Raw genomic sequence first — 18663 nt, forward strand, 5'->3', positions numbered from 1 at the left:
CGCCACATATGTACGAGAATGCCCGGTGCGCGGGCGACTGTCCGGAGAACCGCGGAGTCACCACGATCAGCGGCTGCTCCGGGCCTTGGCCCTGGCCGCCCGGCGTCCCTTCAAGTAGGCGCGCGGGCCCGCCAGCATGCCCCGCCGGTTGGCGGTCAGCAGGTCGCGCGGGAAGTCCTCGCGCAGCGTCGACACCCGCAGGCTGTCCTTGCTGGTCAGGTCCCGCAGCGCGCCCGGCACCAGCTTCAGCAGCGGCCACAGCAGGCCGGGACGCTTCATCAGCAGGCTCGTGTACGCGGCGGTCAATCCGGCGCCGTACCCGACCATCTGCTTGTGCAGCCCCTCGAGGTCCCGCCGGTGGTAGTGGTGGGTGACCGCGGTGGGCTGGTAGACGATCGTGCCGCCGCCGACCAGCACCTGGGTGAAGGCGAGGGTGTCCTCCGAGCCCATAGCCGGGGTGCCCGCGCCCAGCGCGTTGTCCCAGCCGCCGATCCGCTCGACGACGCCGGCTCGGAACGTCATGTTCGCGCCCGTGCCGAACGGCGGCAGCGGGTACAGCGGGCTCTGGATGTGCGCCGTAGCCGGGCTGAACACGTCCGGCTTGAAACCGCGGCCCTTGCTGTGCCCGCCGAACTGCTCGAACCACAGCTGCGCCTGCGTCTCAAGCTCGGCCGGGACGATCACGCCGGAGACCACGTCGGCCTCGGGGTGGTCGGCCAGCGCCCGGGCGACCTCGGCCAGCCAGTTCGGGTCGGCGTACTCGTCGTCATCGATCCACGCCATGATCTCGCCCGGCGAGGCGGCGACGGCGGCGTTGCGGGCGAAGGACAGGCCGGCCTTCGGCTCCTTCAGGTAGCTGACGGGACCGCGGCGGGCCGCCGAGCGGACCACCTCGGCGGTCGCGTCGGTGACCGGCGCGTTGTCCACGACCAGCACCTTGAAGTCCGGGTAGTTCTGGGTGAGCAGGCTGTCCAGGCAGCGGGCCAGCGCGCCGGGCCGCTCCCGGGTGCAGATCACCACGGTGATCGGCGGGGCGTCGGCCAGCACCTCGCGGCGGCGGGCCAGGAAGGCCGGCTCCTCCGCGGGCGTGATGCCGTCCACCGGCAGACCGATCAGGCCCAGCTCGCGCAGCCGCGGCGCCAGCGCCGGGCCCAGCTCGGCTTCGATCGCGCCGGCCAGGTCCGCGGGCGACAACCCGTTGTCGGGTACGTCGGTCAGCACGGTGCCGAGCGGCTCGGTGAACAGGCGTACCAGCACCCACGCCTGCCGGGTCCGGCGCCCGTCGGGGCCGACCGCCGCGACCGTGGGCAGCGGGTCGGCGAGGTCGACATCGAGGACGACGGCGGGCAGTTCCGCGCCGCTGGGCTCGAAGTCGGGGGCGGTGATGAGCTCGTCGGCGCGCAGCGGGGGCTGCCAGGCGGCGCCGTTCACGCCCGTACCGTTCAGGTCGGTGGTCATCGCGTCGCTCCCACGGTCTCGGTCAGAGCCGGCGTACGCCGGGCGGTCACGGTCTCCACGACGCCGCCCCAACCGGCGGCGGCGACACCGGCGAGCACACCGCCGGCCTTCAGGGCGTGCCGCAGGCCCCGGCCGCGCAGGGCGGCGAACAGGTTGCGGAACACGGCCTTCGGCAGCGAGCGCAGGTAGTCGCGCTCCGAGCCGAGGCTTTCCGAGCCGTCGAGCAGGCCGGCCATCGCGACCTTGCCCCGACCCTCGGCGTAGCAGCGGCGCACGAACCAGCCGAAGGTGGACCGCTCGGCGGGCACCTCGTGGCGGATCACCGCGTCCGGGACGTACATCCAGTGGCCGCCGTTGACGCTGCTCATCCGCAGGCACAGCTCGGTGTCCTCGGGCCGGTTCTGGCTGCCGAGCTTGCCGAAGCCGGTCCGGAAGCCGCCGACCGCGAGGAAAGCATCGCGCCGGACGACCATGCCCGCCGACCAGACGTTGCGCACCCGGCTGGTGGCGGTGGGCAGCCCGGCGTACGAGCCGCCGACCGCCCAGAGGAACTCCTCGGGCATCCAGCGCGGCTCGGGGCCCTCCCAGGCCGGGGTGATGCCGCCGCCGGCGCCGATCACCTGAGCCGCCGCGAACGGGGCGACCAGGTGGCCGAGCCAGTCGGTGTCCATGATCACGTCGTCGTCGACGAACGCGATCAGCGACGTGGACGTGTGGAACGCGCCGGTGTTGCGGTTGCCGGAGACGCCCTGGCTGTAGAGGTTCTCCAGGACGGTCACGCCGGCCAGGTCGCGGCGGGCCCGGCGGTAGAGCGCCGGGTTGTGGTCGACGACGACGACGATCTCGGCCGGTGTGTACCGCTGGGACTTCACGGCCGCGACAGTGCGGACGAGCGAGGCCCAGCGTTCCTCGGTGTGGGTCGGGATCACGATGCTGACGGCGGGACGGGGGGTGGGTTCCACGGGTGGTGCTCCTCGGGCGGGGATGTTCAGCGGGGGGATCGGCGGGCGGGGTGGGGAGGGGAACCCGCGGGCCGGTCAGTCCTCGCGGTGGGTGCGGGCCTGCAGCGTGCGGGAGTCGCGGCTACCGGCCTCGTCGCGGCGCAGGCCGCGGTTGAGGTGTGCAACGTGCTGGCGGGCGTCGGCGGTGGCGGCGGGGGCCCGGTTGACGACCTTGTTGCGCAGCGGGGCGGCCGGGCGGGGCTGCATCGGCGCCGCGGTCGTGGCCTGCCGCGCGGGGGTACGGCGGATGGTGCGACCGCCGCGGCGCATCCGGCCGTACTCGCTGAAGATGGTCCGCAGCACCCGAAAGCCGTCCCGGAAGGTGTTGAGGTTGGTCTCGCCGTGGATCCGGCGGTGCTCGATGCTGCCGACCTCGCCGACGGTCATGCCGTCGACCGCGGCCCGGATGTTGATCATCGTCTCGATCTCGAACCCGTCGCCCCAGTGCTTCGTGCCGTCGGCCTTGCGCGGCAGCGAGGTCTCCGGCAGGTCGAGCACCGGCACGACGCTGCGCCAGAAGGCGTTGTAGCCGTAGCAGAGGTCGGTGAATCGGGTGCCGAACAGCACGTTCACCACGAGGTTGAGCCCGTCGTTGCCGAGCTTGCGCAGCTTGGTGATGTCGTGGCTGTGGCCGCCCTTGGCGAACCGCGAGCCCTTGACGAAGTCGGCGCCGTTGACCAGCTGGTCCACGAAGAGCGGGATCTCGGCCGGGTCGGTCGAGCCGTCGGCGTCGATCATCACGATGATGTCGCTGGTGCAGGCCGCGAAGCCGCAGGCCAGCGCGTTGCCCTTGCCGGTACGCGTCTGCTGCACGATCACCACGTCCGGGCGCAGCTCGCGAGCGACCTCGATCGTCCGGTCCACCGAACCGCCGTCGACCACGATCACCTCGTCGATGCCCTCGGGGAGCTTGGCGAAGACGTGCGGCAGATTGCGCTCTTCGTTCATCGCCGGGATGACGACGCTCACCGTGGGTGACTTCTGATCGTTACTCGGAGTGTTGCCGGGGGCGGGGGAGTGCGGCATGTCGGGTCCCTTCGGGGCGCGGCAGGTGCGGGAGAGCGGTGGTTTCCGGGGGCAGAAACCGAGGGGATTCGCTTCTGCCGACTAATCTAGCGGCACACTACGTAGCGTCAACTGACCAAAGAGTCAGGGTGACGACATCCGTGCGGTGAACCCCAACCATACGGATGAGCAGGCACTATGCACATGGATCACAGGGGTTCAACGCTGTCACAACAGTCACGGTGCGTAACGGTCAGCGAGGCGCTGGCGGGCGGAAAGTCGGCGAAGGGGCCATTGATTTCTTATCTAAAGAAATCGTCTGAAAACTCGCGAAAAAAATATGTCCGACTTGCCCACGGTGAGTCTCGTCACGGCGCGTGACATTACGGCCAGTGAGGCAACGGTTGCGAGACGGTTGTTCCGATGTCGACCGGCGTCTGTGGCGATCGATGTCTAGGCTGAGCGGCATGAAGAACTCGGGGCTGATCGCCGTCTTCGCAGGTCATCGGCACGATGGGTGAGTCGGCGCGGGCCGCGGCGGCGCTCTGTGTCTGTGGGCATGAGCGCAAGGCCCATGAGCACCACCGCCGGGGCAGTGAGTGCGCGCTCTGCGGCCCGGAGGTTTGCCCGCGTTACCGGCGCCGGGCCTGGTGGCGACGCGGGGCGTAGTCGGCGATACCCACAAGACCTACTGGTTCGGTAGGCTAACCCTCACCGCTCCCCGCGAGGAGGACTCATGCCGCTCCCGGACTTCCTGATCGCCGGCGTCCCCAAAGCCGGCACGACCGCACTGCACGCGGCTCTGGTCAGGCACCCCGAGCTTTACCTGTCTGCGGTCAAGGAACCCAAGTTCTTCCTCACCGACGGGCGGCCGCCCACCACCGGCGGCCCGGGTGACGTGCAGACCTACCAGGAACACGTGTGGCGCCGCGCCGAATACGAGGCGCTGTTCGATCCCGCACCGCCGGCCGCTCTGCTGGGTGAGGCCACGCCCTTCTATCTGTACGACAACGCCACCCACGACCGGATCCGGGCGCTGCTACCGGACGTTCGGCTCGTCGTGCTGCTGCGTGACCCCGTCGACCGGGCGCACTCCAACTGGACGCACCTGTGGAACGCCGGGCTCGAACCGGAGGCCGACTTCCTGACTGCCTGCCGCGCCGAGGAGCAGCGCAAGGCCGCAGGCTGGGCCGACTTCTGGCACTACCTCGGCCTCGGCCTGTACGGGCGCCAGATCCAGCACCTCTTCAAGGTGTTCCCGCGGGAGCAGGTCCTCCTGCTGCGCTACCGCGAGCTGAAGGACGCCCCGGCGGCGACCCTCGACCGGGTGTGCGAGTTCCTCGGCGTCAGCACCGGTGTGCTGCAGGCGATCCCGAAGGAGAACGTCAACCGGCACGTGGTCGAGGACAACGCGGTCAACGGTGTGCTGCGCGGTTTGCTGCGCGCTGGCGGAAACGTCGGGCACCGGTTCCCGCGCCCGTTGCGGCTGGCCGCCCGCGGGCCGCTGCTGACGCTGCTGCACCGCAAACGAGGCGCCCGGCCGGTCACCACCCCGGCCGAGCGGGCGGCGCTGCTGCCGCACTTCGCCGACGACATCGCGTTGCTGCAGGACGTGACCGGGGAGAGCTACGACGACTGGTTGTCGGTGGACCGACACGCCCGCGCGTCCTAATCCCTATCCCGCCGATAGATACAGCAAACTTATCCGGACATCGCCCACGTCACGCCACCTGGAGCCGCCTTGTCCATCGGAACTCAAGAGCTGTCCCTGCCCCGTTGGGAAGACTCGATCGTGGTGGTCGAGCCCCCCGGCGCCGAGCCGGGCGCCTGGGCGGGTGCTCCGTCCGTCGTCGAGGCGGACGGCTACGTCTACCTCGCGTACCGGCTGCGGCTGCCGATCGGAGAGGGGCGCGGCATCTCCAACGTGATCGCCCGCTCCCGCGACGGCGTGACGTTCGACGTCGTAGCGACCGTGGACAAGGACCGGTTCGGTGCCGAGTCACTGGAGCGCCCGGCCCTGACCCGCACCCCGCAAGGCCGGTGGCGGCTGTACGTCAGCGCGGCAACCCCGGGCACCAAGCACTGGCGGGTCGACTTGTTGGAGGCCGCCACTGTCGAAGGGTTGGCGACCGCGACGCCCCGCACGGTGCTGGCCGGTGACGATTCCGCCGGCGTCAAGGACCCAGTGCTGCACCACGACGAGCACGGCTGGCACCTGTGGGCCTCCGTGCACCCCCTCGAATCCTGGGACGACGCGGACCGCATGACCACCGAGTACGCCACCAGCCCGGACGGCGTGCACTGGACCTGGCGCGGCACCGCCCTCGCCGCACGCCCCGGCCGCTGGGACGCCCGCGGCGTGCGAGTCTCCTCGGTGTCGGTCGACGGCGACACGATCGTGGCGACGTACGACGGTCGCGCCACCGCCGGCGAGAACTGGGAAGAGCGCACCGGAGTAGCCCGCGGCACCCGCCTACCGGACGGCAGCTTCGGGGCGCTCACCGCGGCGGACGACCAACCGCTCGGCAGCCCGCACGCACCGAACGGGCTGCGCTACCTGAGCCAGGTGACGATGCCGGACGGCACCCGACGGACGTACTTCGAGGCGACCCGCGAAGACGGCGCTCACGACCTGCGCATGGAACACGCCGGCTGACCGGCCCCGCCCGGGGCGCGAGGCTGCTGTGACACCCGTGGGGTAGACCCGCGACTGTGGCGTTTGTGCTGCCGAGCCGCGGGGTATCGGAGCAAAGATCGCGATGCGGGGCATCGCGCGGTAGACCACAGGGGGTGGCCGATGCGCACGCTGGGCGGGCGGTACCAGCTCGTACAGCGCATCGGGATCGGCGGGATGTCCGAGGTGTGGCGCGGCCACGACTCCGTGCTCGACCGGCCGGTCGCCGTGAAAATCATGGCGCCCGCCGTCGAGGGCACCCTCGGCGCGATCAACGGTGTCGACCTGGTTCGCACCGAGGCGCGCTCCGCGGCGCGGCTGACCCACCCCAACGTTGCCGGGGTGCACGATTTCGGCACCTCACCCGCGCCGGACCGCGAGGTGCCGTACATCGTCATGGAGCTGGTCGACGGGCAGACGCTGATGGAGCACCTGGCCGGCGGCCGCCTGGACTGGCGGATCGCCGTGCGGGTCTGCGCCGAGGTCGCGGCGGCCCTGGCCGCCGCGCACGCCGAGCACGTTGTGCACCGCGACATCAAGCCCGCCAACATCATGCTCACGTCGTCCGGCGCCAAAGTCCTCGACTTCGGCATCGCCGCCGCCGTCGGCAGTCCCGACCCCGACCCGGACGGACCGGTCATGGGTACGCCCGCCTACGTCGCCCCGGAACGCTTCGAGGGGCTGCCCGCCACCCCGGCTTCCGACATGTACTCACTCGGCGTGCTGCTCTATCACTGCCTGTCCGGGCGTCTGCCCTGGCAGGCCGAATCCGGCACCGCCCTCGTCTACGCCCAGCGTTTCCGCGAGCCGGACCCGCTGCCGTCGATCGAGGGCCTCGCACCCGAAGTGGTGGACCTGTGCTCGCGCTGCCTGCACAAGGACGCGGAGGAACGGCCGACTGCCCTGGTCGCGGCGTTACTGCTGGCCGAGGCCGTCGACGCCCGGGTGTACGTTCCGCTCGCCGAGATCGGCAGCCGGGTGCCCCGCCCCGCGGCGGTATCGCCGTGGGACGAGCGAGCAGCGGAAGCTCCGACTGACATGGCGCTCCCGCTGACCGACGAAACCGTCCTCCAAGACCGCCCCGGCCGGCACCGCGCCTGACTCTCAGCAGCCCTGCGCGATGCCGCCGGCCTCCGGTGAACGCCGCCCTTCGGTTCAGCCACCGCGCGGGACCACGAGGGTCAGCCACTGCGCGGGACCACGAGGGTCAGCCACTGCGCGGGACCACGCGGGTCAGCCACTGCGCGGGACCACGAGGGTCAGCCACTGCGCGGGACCACGATGACCGGCCGCCTGGCCCGGCGCAGCAGACGCGCGGACACACCGCCGAGCAGCACTCGCCGCGCCGGCCCGTAGCCGCGGGAGCCGCAGAACAGGACATCGACGTCGTCCAGTTCGGCGAGTTGGTCCACCACGTCGCCGGTGCGGATCTCCCAGTCGACCGCAATGTCCGGCACCGATGCCGCGGCGTTGACCAACGACTGCTCGTACGTTTCGCGTGCGGTGTCGAGGAAGGCCCGCTCGGCGTCCTGGCCGACCAGGAACGGCCTCGTCGCGTCGGCGTCGGCCACCACCGTGAACAGCCGCAACGGAGTGCCGGTGCTGCCCGACAAGCGGGCGGCCGCCGCCAGCGCCGCCCGGCCGTCCGGGGTGTCCACGTAGGCGACGCCGATCCGGCCGAGGGTGCCGGGCAGCGGTTCCAGACCGGTCGGTGCGATCGCGACCGGGCACACACTGCCGGCCAGGAGGCGTTCGGCGGTGCTGCCCGCGAAGAGCCGGTTGCGGGGTCCAGCGCGCCCGGACCCGACCACGATCGCCTCGGCACCCAGCTCCTCAGCCAGGTCGTGCAGGCCGTGTGCGGCCGAGCTGGAGGCGATGATCCGGAATGTCACCTCGTCCGCGAGCTTACCGAGCAGGGTGCGCGCACCCGCTAGGACGGCCGCGGCGGCCCGGTCCCGGTCGGCGACCCATTCGGCGTCCACCCGGCCCGAGCCCAGCGCCGCCGGCGCCGGGCGCACCACCACCACGACCAGGGGTGCCGCCAACACCGCCGCTGTCCACTGGCCGAGCAACAAGGCGTCGGCCCCGGCCGACCCGCCGTCCACACCGACGATCACTGGTCCCGGGCTCGACCCCGGCCGCCGGACCTGCCCTTGCTGGGCGATGGAATGGTCGTTCATGGCTGCGGCGTCCCGCCGTCACCGCGCGCCCAGCCCGGCGTTCCCGAGTTCTCCCGGCGCAGCCGCGAGTTGCGGTAGCCGTACGCGAAATAGATGATCAGGCCCAGCGCGAGCCACCCGACGAACCGGACCCAGGTGTCCCAGGGCAGGTCGGTCATCAGGTAGACCGCGAACGCGACACCGAGCAGCGGCAGCACCGGCGACCACGGCACCCGGTACGGCCGCGGCATTTCCGGCCGCGTCCGGCGCAGCACCAGCACACCGATGTTGACCAGGACAAACGCGAACAGTGTGCCGATGTTGACCAGCTTGACGATCTCGGAGAGCGGCACCAGCGCGGCGAGGATCGCGATCAGCACGCCAAGGCCGATGGTGAGCCGGGCCGGGGTGCCGTACCGCTGGTTGACGGTGGCGAGGCGCTCGGGGAGTAGGCCGTCGCGGCACATGGCGAAGAAGATGCGGGTCTGCCCGTACATGATGACCAGCACCACGCTGGTGATCGCGACGACCGCGCCGAGCGACAGCACCGCCGCCGCCCAGCTGATCCCGGCGCCCTGGTCGAGGGCCGCGGCCAGCGGCGCGTCGCTCTCCTGCAGCTGCTGCGGGCTGGCGATGCCGATGGCACCGACCGCCGTCAGCACGTAGAAGATCGTGCAGATCACCAGCGAGCCGATGATCGCCAGCGGCAGATCCTTAGCGGGGTTGCGCGCCTCCTCGCTGCCGGTGGAGACCGCGTCGAAGCCGATATAGGCGAAGAAGATGATCGCCGCCGCCGCGGTCACCCCGTCGACGCCGGACGGCGCGAACGGCTGGAAGTTGCCGGTGCCGAAATTGACCATGGCTACCGCGATGAAGAACAGCAGCACGGCGAGCTTGATGACGACCATGACCAGGTTGACCCGGGCGCTTTCGGTCACCCCGCGAACCAGGAGCAGCGTGATCGCCAGCACGACGAACACCGCGGGCAGGTTGAAGATTCCGCCATCCTCCGGCGACTTCGCGATGGCGTCCGGTAATGACCAGCCGAACGCGGCGTCCAGGAACGCGTTGAGGTTGCCGCCCCAGCCGACCGCGATCGCGGCGACGCTGACGCCGTACTCCAGGATCAGGTCCCAGCCGATGATCCACGCGACGATCTCACCCAGGGTCGCGTACGTGTAGGTGTAGGCGCTGCCCGACACCGGGATCGACGACGCCAGCTCGGCGTAGGACAACGCCGAGAAAGCGCAGGCCACCGCGGCCAGGACGAAGGAGAGGATCACCGCCGGGCCGGCCACCCCGGCGCCCTCGCCGATCACGACGAAGATGCCGGTGCCGATGATCGCGCCGACGCCCATCGCCGTCAGCTGGGTGGGACCGACAGCCCGTTTCAGGCCGTGTCCCTCCTCGGCGGTCTCGGTGATGAGCGAGCGCACGTCGCGCACCGCGAAGATGCCCGGTTTCCCGCTCGGAGTCGTTGCCATACCGCACCCTCCGCACTCGGCGTACATTGTCGACCGCCGCTGTCACCGTCACCCCCACCTGCGCGGACCGCAAGATGATCTGCGTTATCCTCCAAACTTCCCCGCTCCGCTTGCCGATCCGCGCCCACCGGGCGTAGGCGTCGGCGTCGTGGCGGCGCACCGCTTGTCCGCCCTGCTCACGCAGTTGTGGGGCAGCCTGCGCAGGGAACGGGGACGCGGTACCGTGAACCCACGGCACGGATCTTCATCGAGGGCGGGATGCATGGGCGAGGCCGTCATGACCACCCGGCGCCAGGCAGACGGCGCCATCGTGGTCGATGTGCGGGGCACGCTGGACGCGGCCACGGTCGACGCCCTGCGGGCCGCCCTGATCGGCGCGCTGCACGGCGAGCGCCCCGCAGTGATGATCGTCGACCTCACCTTCGTGACCTTCATGGACTCGCTCGGCGTCGGGGCTCTCGTCACCGGCTACAACACCGCCCGCGAGACCGGCACCCGGTTCGTGCTGCGCAACCCCAGCGAGTTCGTGCACCGCCAGCTCCGCGTCACCGGACTCACCGAGATGTTCGGACTGCCCGCGGCCCCGTCGAGCCCGCAGACGTACACCCCCTGACCGGTTAAGGTTCCGGCATGGAACCCTCGGCCGGAGCGTGGTGCACCGCCAGCGAGGTCGGGTTCCGGCTGCGAGATCACGATCACCGGCTTTCTTCCGTACGGTTGGACGCCTCCGTCGTCCGTGGCGACTTCACCTATCGCGACGACCTGCGCAGCTGGGAGCTCCGCCTGCCCCGGCCGCGGATTCACCGCCTCGAATACCGGCTCACCCTCGGCCACGCCGGCGGCGGCACCGAAACCATCGCCGACCCGGACAACCCGCACCGGCTGGGCGACGCCTCCGTGCTGTCCTGCCCGGACTACGACGAGCCGACGTGGCTGCACCTGCCCCGCGCCGAAGGCCAATGGCGGGACGTCTACCTACCGCTCAGTGCCGTCCGCGGCGAGATGGTCGCCCGCATCTGGTCGCCCACCACACCCACCGACCGGGTCGTCGTCGCGCACGACGGCCCCGACTACGACCGGTACGGCGAGCTCAGCCGCTACACCGCCGCCATGATCGGCGCGGGACGCCTGCCGCCGTACCACCTGGTGCTGCTGCCGCCAGGGGAGCGGCTCGAATGGTATTCGGCGAGCCCGGCCTACGCCCGCGCGCTGGCCGCCGACGTCCTGCCCAGGATCGCCGCCGAACTGGGCACCACCCGGCCGATGGTGGGCGTCGGCGCCAGCCTCGGCGCGCTCGCCATGCTGCACGCCCAGCGCCGCCACCCGGACCGGTTCGGCGGCCTGCTGCTGCAATCCGGCAGTTTCTTCCGGCCGCACCTGGACCGGCAGGAGTCCGGCTTTCGCCGCTACCTGCGCATCGTGCGCTTCACCGGGCGGGTGGTCCGGTCCGCGGACGGTCCCGGCGTGCCGGTTGCGCTCACATGCGGCACCGTGGAGGAGAACCTCGCCAACAACAAAGAAATGGCGCGTGCACTGCGCGATCACGGGTACGCCGTCACGTTCGCGGAAGTGCCCGACGCCCACAACTGGACGGCCTGGCGCGATGCGCTCGACCCGTACCTCACCGCACTGCTGCTGAAGGTGTTCCACTAAGACACAGGAGGCGCCAATGGCCGACGTCGAGCACACCATCGGACTGCTGCTGGGCACCGAGGACGACTGGCCGCGGGCGTACGAGGCCTTGCTGCGGCGGGTCGGGGCGATCACCGACGCCGCCGGGCGTACGCACCGCACTCGCAGTGTCCGGGTGACCATCGAACCGTTCAACCTGCGCGACTCGCCGCGCCACGACCTCGTCATCGACCGACTCGCCTACTGGTACTACCACCCCCGCGAGTGGCTCAAGAAGGCCGCGTTGATGGACGACGTCTACCTGCTCAACAGCCCGTTCACCTTCCAGTCCATGGAGAAGCACGCCGCGTACTGCGCGATGATGCGGCTCGGCCTCAAAGTGCCCGAGACGGTGCTGGTGCCGTTCAAGAACCCGCTGGACAACTCGCGCTGGGCGTACACCTCGGCGCGGTACAACCAACGCTTCGACCTGGAAGCACTCGCCAACTCGGTCGGCTATCCGATGTTCATGAAGCCGTACGACGGCGGCGCCTGGGTCGGCGTGTCCCAGATCCGCAACGAGGCCGAGTTGCACGCGGCGTACGACGCCTCGGGCGAACGGCTCATGCACCTGCAGGCCGCCGTCGAGGACTACGACGTGTTCGCCCGCTCGCTCACCATCGGCCCCGAGACGATGGTGATGAAGTTCCGCCCCGAACTGCCCATGCACGAGCGGTACGCCGTCGACCACCACTTCCTCAGCGCCGACGTGGGCGAGGAAGTGGTCACCATCTCCCGGCTGGTCAACGCCTTCTTCCGCTGGGAGTTCAACTCCTGCGAGTCGCTCGTCAAAGGCGACGACGTCCACCCGATCGACTACGCCAACGCCTGCCCCGACGTGGCAGTCACCTCGCTGCACTACTACTTTCCGTGGGCGATGGCCGCCCTGCTGCGCTGGACCGTCTACTGTGTCGTCACCGACCGTAAGCCGCGGCTCGACATGGACACCTCGGCTTACTTCGCCGTCGCCGACGATCCCGCGCTGACGTATGCGGAGAAGCTCGGCTTCTACCGCAAGCTCGCAGACGACTACTTCGAGATCGACAAGTACGAGGAGTTCTGCGCGAAGCACCTGTCCCACGTCGACGAGCTGGTGCACGACTGGGTGAGCTCCGCGGAGTTTCGGTCCCTGCTCGGCGAGACCGTTCGCGCGATGTACCCACCGCACGAGCACGAACGCTTCCTCGGCCACTTCGGCGGCCTCATCGACGCCTGGCTGCGCGACAATGCCTGACGTTGCCGGCACCCTTCGCTTCGCCGCCGCCCTGCACAGCCGCCAACTCGGCTTCCGCTGGCACGGTTACATCCGGCGCGACCCGGTAGCGCTGCTGCACCTGCGGCCCGGCCGCGACGACCCGTACGCCATCTACCGCCGGATGCCGGAGCTGGGACCCACCCGACTCGGCCACTGGGTCGCCACCACCCACGCCCTCTGCGACAGCGTGCTGCGGGACCGGCGCTTCGGCGTACGGTCAGCGGAATTGACCGTGCCCACTCCGCCGGCCGACGGCTTCGACATGTCCTTCCTTGACCGCGACCCACCCGACCACACCCGGCTGCGCCGCCTCGCGCAGCCCGCATTCACCCCTCGGCGGATCAACAGCTACCGCGCTCGAGTCGAACAGACAGTCGACGGGCTGCTCGACCGAGCCGCCACTGCTGGCGACTTCGACCTGGTCTCCGCATTCGCCGCGCCGCTGCCCATCGCGGTCATCACCGACCTGCTCGGCGTGCCCGACGCGGACGCGGCCCGCTTCGCCCGCTACGGCACGGTGATCGGCAGCGCCCTCGACGGCATCCGCGGTCTGACCCACGCCGCCCGCCTGCACGCGGCGCGCGAAGACCTGCGCCGGCTCTTCGAAAGCCTCTTCGCCCTGCGCCGCACCGAGCCCGCCGACGACGTCATCAGTGCCATCGTGGCTGCTGCAGGAGACCGGATCCGGCCCGCAGAGATGGTGCCGATGTGCACACTGCTGCTGGTCGCGGGCTTCGAGACCACGGTCAACCTGATCGGCAACGCGGTCAACGCCTTGCTCGCCCACCCGGACCAGTGGCGGGCGCTGTGCGCCGACCCGGCCGGCCTCGCCCCGGCGGCGATCGAGGAAACCCTGCGCTACGACCCGCCGGTGCAGCGGACCGCCCGCTGCGCCCACCAGGACCTCGACCTGGGCGGCCGGCTCATCCGCGCCGATCAGTTCGTGCTGACCCTGATCGGCGCCGCCAACCGCGACCCCGCGGTGTACCCCGACCCGGACACGTTCGACCTGCACCGCAAGCCCGCCACCGAACATCTCGCCTTCTCCAGCGGCATCCACTACTGCGTAGGGGCACCTCTCGCCCGGTTGGAGGCGACGGTGGCCCTGCAGAGGCTCGCGGAGCGGATGCCGGACCTGCAGCGTGCCGGCCCGCTGCGGCGTCGGGTATCGAGCACCGTGCGCGGTCCGCTCAGCTTCCCCGTGCGTACGGCGGTAGGTCGTAACGTCCCGGTAACGGGGTAGCGAGCCCCGAGATCGCCCTCTACCGTTCCGGCCGCTTCACCGGGCTCCGCGAGGAATGCAGCCGCCGGTCGTGCAGCTTCCACGGCACCTGGGTGTCGGCGGACGGCAGCAAGCGACTCTCCGACGTCGAGCCCGACGCTTCCTCCTGGGTGACAAGACCGAAGCACTGGACAGCGGGGCGCCCAACGGAGTGTTCGCCACCGCGGGCGGATACACCTACCTGCTGGTGACCGGCCTCGTCGTTGGCGGCGCTGCCGCCGCCGTCGGCCGGGTGTTCGTGATCCGCAACGCCTTCCGGCGCCGGCGCGTTGCCGAGCCCGTGCCCTGATTCTTGGGCTCGCCGGTCCGCCTCGGTGCGGACCGGCGGGTTCTTTGCCGGCTGTCGTTCCTGCTTGGCGGTTTCTGTCGGTGGGTGGGCCTAGAGTGCAGGCGTGCTGATCCGGATCGAGGGCGACGACCTGCCCGGGCTGCGGGGCGGGGCCGAGGCCGACGCCCTGCGGCGCGGGAATGTGCACGTCGGCGTGCAGCGGAAGACCGACGTCGTCGACCGGTTCCCGGCCGACGCCGCGGCGGTGCACTGGGAGCTCGAGATCGCCAGCCGCGAGATCGACGGCCTGCTCGACGTCGGCGGCCCCTGGGTGCACGGCCGGCCCGGTGCGCGTTTCCTCTACCTCAGCTGGGGCGCCGTGGACGACAGCGACTTCGCGATGTTCCGCCGCGCCAAGCTGATGTTCGGTGACATCCCTACCGACCTGCTGCGAGCCGCCCACGACGGCGCCGGCCCGCTGACCGGTCGGCTCGGCCTGACCGGCCCGGACGGTGGCCCCCGATGTGCCCGGGTCCGGCCACCCGACATTCAATGGCAGCTCGCATGACCGGTGTCACCGTCCTGCACGGCCTGCTCACCCGAGACGGCGCGCTGGCCCTCTGGGCGGAAGGTCCCCCGGGCCCCAGCCGTGCACGGGGAGCGCACCCGGCGGCGATCCCTGCGGTCGGCGAGTCACGGTCGGTGACTCTGCTGCTCCCGTCCACCTCCGCCGGCCCGCTGCCCTCCCCGCAGCTCGGGCTCCCCGCCCGGCGCGGCCGACCCCGGTTACGGCCCTGGCAGGTGCCCGCCGTGCTCGTGCCCTTCGTCACCGACGGCCTCGCCGACGAGCAGGCCGCCCGCGCCGCGCCGTCACTGGACTACCTGGCCGAGATCTGCGCCTTCGCCGCCGAACTGGTGGCCCGCGGCCGAGTGCTGCCGGCCGTCCGCTCGGGCAGCTCGCAGATCCGAGCCTGCTGGCGGCCCGTCTTCACCGGCCCGGACGCCACCCGTCTCGCCGAGCTGATCGCCCGCATGCCCCCGGCCTGCCGCGCCGAACGGACCCGCCCGGGCGACACCGACGGCCTCCCCGCCGTCGACACCCTGCACGTCGCCCTCGAGAACCTCGTCGACGGCCTGGTCCGCACCCGCCTCGCCGAGACGGGCACCACACTGACCGGCGCCCCCTGGCTCACCGCCCTGTCCGCCGATCCCGACGCCGCGCTGTCCGCCGATCCTGACGCCGCGCTGTCCGGCGGCCTTCCGCCCGCCGGGCCCGGTCCGGCCGCCGCCGGTGACGCCCGGCCGGTGGCGGTGGACCGGCGGCTGGGTGAGTTGGACGTGCGACCCGGGGAGCTCGACGCGGTGGCTGACGCGCTCGACGAGTGGCACGCCGAGGCGAGCAGTGGAGCCGCCGTCCGAGTGGTGTTCCGGCTCAGCCACCTCGACGACGAAAATACCGATGAACCCGATGCCACCGGCACGCAGGCGAGCACCGCCAACGGCGCTGACGCGTGGTTGCTCGAATTCCTGCTGCAGCCGCTCGACGAGCCGAGCCTGCTCGTGGCCGCCGCCGATGTGTGGCGCGACGCGGTGGCGCCGCTGCGACGGTGGACGCACCGACCGCAGGAGCGACTCATCGCCGGGCTGGGGCGGGCCGCGCGGCTGTTCGGCGAGCTGGATGCCGCATTGCGGATGCCCCGGCCGGTCGAACTGGTGCTCGACACCGAAGGGGCGCACCGTTTCCTCGGGCAGGCCGCGGTGCTCGACCAGGCCGGGTTCGGGGTGCTGCTGCCCGCGTGGTGGCGGGAGCCGCAACGGCTCGGGCTGGCACTCGACGTGCGCAGCCCGCAGACCGCCGCGCCCGTCTTGCGTGACGAAGCGGCGGACCTGGGCACCATCGTCGGGTATGACTGGGGGCTGTCCCTCGGCGGTCAGGTGTTGACCGAGGTCGAATTGCGCGAACTGGCCCGGGTGAAGGTGCCCCTCGTGCGGCTGCGCGGACGCTGGGTCTATCTGGATCCTGAGCGGCTGCGCGCCGGGCTGGAGTTTCTGCGTCGCGGCGGGGGCACGATGACCGCCGGGGACGCCTTGCGCCTGGTGCGGTTGCTGCCGCCCGAGGAGGTGCCGCTGCCCGTTGAGGTGCGCGGGCACGGCTGGGTTGCCGACCTGTTATCCGGGCGGCTGGGGGAGCGGCTCGAGTTGCTGGACCCGCCGGTGGGGTTGACGGCGGTGCTGCGGCCGTACCAAAGACGGGGTTTTTCGTGGTTGGTCTTTCTGGACGGCCTGGGCTTGGGCGCCTGCCTGGCCGACGACATGGGGTTAGGCAAGACCGTGCAGTTGCTGGCCCTGCTGCTGCATCGCGGCGGCGGGCCGACGTTGCTGATCTGCCCGCTGTCGGTGCTGGGCAACTGGCAGCGGGAGGCCGCCCGGTTTGCGCCCGCGCTGCGAGTGCGGGTGTTGCACGGGGCCGACCGGCCGGATCCGGCGGAGCTGTCCGCGGGTGCCGACGTCGTGTTGACCACCTACGCGACGGCGACGCGGGACGCTGACGCGCTGGCCGCCGTGGCGTGGGACCGGGTGGTGTTGGACGAGGCGCAGCACGTGAAGAACAGTGCGGCCGCAGCGGCGCGGGCCGTGCGGCGATTCCCAGCCCGCAGCCGGATCGCGCTGACCGGCACCCCGGTGGAGAACCGGCTGGCCGAACTGTGGTCCATCATGGACTTCCTCAATCCTGGACTGCTGGGTCGCGCGCACACCTTCCGCAACCGTTACGCCGTGCCGATCGAGCGGTACGCCGACGAGGAAGCCGCCGCCCGGCTGCGCCACGCCACCCGACCGTTCTTACTGCGCCGAGTCAAGTCCGATCCGGCGGTCATCGGCGACCTGCCGGACAAGCGGCACACTCGGCACCTGTGCGGTCTGACCGCCGAACAAGCCACCCTGTACCGCGCGGTGCTCGACGACATGCTGTTACGGCTGCAAGAGACCACGGAGACCCGGCGCAAGGGCTTCGTTCTGGCGGCCATGACCAAGCTCAAGCAGGTCTGCAACCATCCCGCCCAGCTGCTCGGCGACTCCTCACCGCTGCCGGGCCGCTCCGGAAAGCTGGAGCGGCTGGAGGAGATCCTCGACGCCGCGCTCGGCGAGCGGGAAAGCGTGCTGTGCTTCACCCAGTTCACCCGCTTTGGCGGCATGCTCGTGCCACACCTTGCCGCCCGGTTCGGTGTGCCGGTGCGCTACCTGCACGGCGGGACCTCCCGTGCCGCCCGCGACGAGATGGTGGCAGCGTTCCAGGCCGATCGGCGGCCCGGGATCTTCGTGCTGTCACTCAAGGCGGGCGGCACCGGCCTCAACCTCACGGCCGCCAACCACGTGGTGCATGTGGACCGCTGGTGGAATCCGGCGATCGAGGCTCAGGCGACCGACCGGGCCTTCCGCATCGGCCAAGACCGGGACGTGCACGTCCACACCCTCGTCTGCCTGGGCACCCTCGAGGAACGCATCGACCGGCTCATCGCGGGCAAGGGCGTACTCGCCGAGCGCGTGGTCGGCAACGGTGAGGGGTGGCTGACCACACTGTCCACCGACGAGCTGCGTGACCTGACCCGGCTGGATCCGGAGGCGATCAGTGACTGATCGCTATGCCACCCCGTTTCTGGCGATGTTCGAGGCGCTGCGCATGGCGCCCACGTTTGCCCGCGGTCGCCGCGATGCCCGCGCCGGGCACGTCCGCAGCCTCGACATCTCCAGCAGCCTGGTCACCGCTCAGGTCCGTGGCCCCGAAGACACCCGGGCCTTCCGTGCGCGCATCGCAGTCCGCGCCTTCGGCGCCGCGGAATGGTCCCGGGTCGAAAGCGACCTAGCCGCGCAGGCCCGCTACGTCGCCGACCTACTCGCCGGTCGCATGCCCGCCGACATCGACGAGGTGTTCGCGGGCGCCGGCCTGACCCTGCTGCCGCTGTCCCTCGACGAAGTCGCGATGGACTGCAGCTGCGAACGCTGGCCGATGCCCTGCGCCCACCTCGCGGCGACGTGCTACGCCCTGGCCGCCTCCTTCGACACCGACCCGTTCGGCGTGTTCGCCTGGCGCGGCCGCGGCCGCGACGAGCTGCTGGTCCGGCTGAGCGACTTGCGCGGCGCCGCGGCCCGCAAAGCGGACGCGGCCCCGGACGCCGCCGCCGACGCGAGCCTCGGCGAGCTCACCGAGTTCTGGGGCACCAGTACGCCCACACCACCCGTACCGCCACCACCCCCGGTCCGCGCAGACCTGCTGCTCGACCAGGTCGATCCGCCGCCCCTGACGTACGGCGGGGTGGCGCTGGCCGAGCTGCTGCGCCCGGCGTACCTGGCGTTGCCGCCGGAGCCCCCACGCTGAAACCGGATCGTCGGCAACACCGCACCGCGTT

16 protein-coding genes are annotated in these 18663 nt (G+C 71.2%); 11 read left to right on the top strand and 5 right to left on the bottom strand.

Going from position 1 to position 18663, the window contains the following annotated elements; all coding sequences use genetic code 11:
• Window positions 1-66: 66 nt before the first annotated feature.
• The 3 genes from ACIA1L_RS14660 to ACIA1L_RS14670 form a co-directional block, all read right to left on the bottom strand.
• A complete protein-coding gene (locus tag ACIA1L_RS14660) occupies window positions 67-1458 on the bottom strand; it encodes a glycosyltransferase (RefSeq protein WP_396073189.1) in 1392 nt (463 codons plus the stop codon).
• Window positions 1455-2420 carry a glycosyltransferase gene (locus ACIA1L_RS14665; RefSeq protein WP_396073190.1) on the bottom strand — a complete coding sequence of 322 codons (966 nt, stop codon included), beginning with the start codon at window positions 2418-2420 and terminating at the stop codon, window positions 1455-1457. Before ACIA1L_RS14665 ends, ACIA1L_RS14660 begins: the two co-directional genes overlap by 4 nt.
• Before the next feature lie 75 nt (window positions 2421-2495).
• Entirely contained in the window at window positions 2496-3485 is a 990-nt protein-coding gene (locus ACIA1L_RS14670; protein ID WP_396073191.1) for a glycosyltransferase family 2 protein, read from the bottom strand.
• Window positions 3486-4200: 715 nt separating this feature from the next.
• Here ACIA1L_RS14670 and ACIA1L_RS14675 point away from each other — a divergent pair.
• The 3 genes from ACIA1L_RS14675 (at window position 4201) to ACIA1L_RS14685 (ending at window position 7239) form a co-directional block, all read left to right on the top strand.
• Window positions 4201-5136, top strand: a complete 936-nt coding sequence (locus tag ACIA1L_RS14675) for a sulfotransferase family protein (protein WP_396073192.1) — start codon at window positions 4201-4203, stop codon at window positions 5134-5136.
• A 69-nt stretch (window positions 5137-5205) separates the two neighbouring features.
• Window positions 5206-6120, top strand: a complete 915-nt coding sequence (locus tag ACIA1L_RS14680) for a hypothetical protein (RefSeq protein WP_396073193.1) — start codon at window positions 5206-5208, stop codon at window positions 6118-6120.
• Between the two features lie 141 nt (window positions 6121-6261).
• The gene (locus ACIA1L_RS14685; RefSeq protein ID WP_396073194.1) at window positions 6262-7239 is read left to right on the top strand and encodes a serine/threonine-protein kinase; all 978 of its coding nucleotides are present in this window, start codon (window positions 6262-6264) and stop codon (window positions 7237-7239) included.
• Between the two features lie 158 nt (window positions 7240-7397).
• Here the strand turns inward: ACIA1L_RS14685 and ACIA1L_RS14690 are convergent, their stop codons facing one another.
• Both ACIA1L_RS14690 and ACIA1L_RS14695 read right to left on the bottom strand, forming a co-directional pair.
• Complete coding sequence (locus ACIA1L_RS14690) at window positions 7398-8318, bottom strand: universal stress protein (RefSeq protein ID WP_396073195.1); 921 nt, start codon at window positions 8316-8318, stop codon at window positions 7398-7400.
• On the bottom strand, window positions 8315-9781 hold the full coding sequence (locus tag ACIA1L_RS14695; RefSeq protein ID WP_396073196.1) for an amino acid permease: 1467 nt from the start codon (window positions 9779-9781) through the stop codon (window positions 8315-8317). The genes ACIA1L_RS14690 and ACIA1L_RS14695 overlap by 4 nt, the downstream gene beginning before the upstream one ends.
• A 277-nt stretch (window positions 9782-10058) precedes the next feature.
• On the opposite strand from ACIA1L_RS14695, the gene ACIA1L_RS14700 reads away from it, so the two are divergent.
• The 8 genes from ACIA1L_RS14700 (at window position 10059) to ACIA1L_RS14735 (ending at window position 18632) form a co-directional block, all read left to right on the top strand.
• Window positions 10059-10394, top strand: a complete 336-nt coding sequence (locus ACIA1L_RS14700) for an STAS domain-containing protein (RefSeq protein WP_396073197.1) — start codon at window positions 10059-10061, stop codon at window positions 10392-10394.
• A 17-nt stretch (window positions 10395-10411) separates the two neighbouring features.
• Complete coding sequence (locus ACIA1L_RS14705) at window positions 10412-11434, top strand: alpha/beta hydrolase (protein ID WP_396073198.1); 1023 nt, start codon at window positions 10412-10414, stop codon at window positions 11432-11434.
• Window positions 11435-11450: 16 nt separating this feature from the next.
• Window positions 11451-12686, top strand: coding sequence for a RimK family alpha-L-glutamate ligase (locus tag ACIA1L_RS14710; protein WP_396073199.1), 1236 nt, complete (start codon window positions 11451-11453; stop codon window positions 12684-12686).
• Window positions 12679-13950 (top strand): cytochrome P450, encoded by a 1272-nt coding sequence (locus ACIA1L_RS14715; protein ID WP_396073200.1) that lies wholly within the window; start codon window positions 12679-12681, stop codon window positions 13948-13950. Before ACIA1L_RS14710 ends, ACIA1L_RS14715 begins: the two co-directional genes overlap by 8 nt.
• Window positions 13951-14020: 70 nt before the next feature.
• Window positions 14021-14278, top strand: a complete 258-nt coding sequence (locus tag ACIA1L_RS14720; protein WP_396073201.1) for a hypothetical protein — start codon at window positions 14021-14023, stop codon at window positions 14276-14278.
• 103 nt (window positions 14279-14381) lie between these two features.
• On the top strand, window positions 14382-14825 hold the full coding sequence (locus tag ACIA1L_RS14725; protein ID WP_396073202.1) for a DUF5990 family protein: 444 nt from the start codon (window positions 14382-14384) through the stop codon (window positions 14823-14825).
• Window positions 14822-17893, top strand: coding sequence for a DEAD/DEAH box helicase (locus ACIA1L_RS14730; RefSeq protein WP_396073203.1), 3072 nt, complete (start codon window positions 14822-14824; stop codon window positions 17891-17893). The genes ACIA1L_RS14725 and ACIA1L_RS14730 overlap by 4 nt, the downstream gene beginning before the upstream one ends.
• A complete protein-coding gene (locus tag ACIA1L_RS14735) occupies window positions 17886-18632 on the top strand; it encodes a hypothetical protein (protein WP_396073204.1) in 747 nt (248 codons plus the stop codon). Before ACIA1L_RS14730 ends, ACIA1L_RS14735 begins: the two co-directional genes overlap by 8 nt.
• The last annotated feature ends 31 nt before the right edge of the window (window positions 18633-18663 follow it).

The sequence above is a fragment of the Actinoplanes sp. NPDC051859 genome (assembly GCF_044452725.1).
Taxonomy (GTDB): Bacteria; Actinomycetota; Actinomycetes; order Mycobacteriales; family Micromonosporaceae; genus Actinoplanes.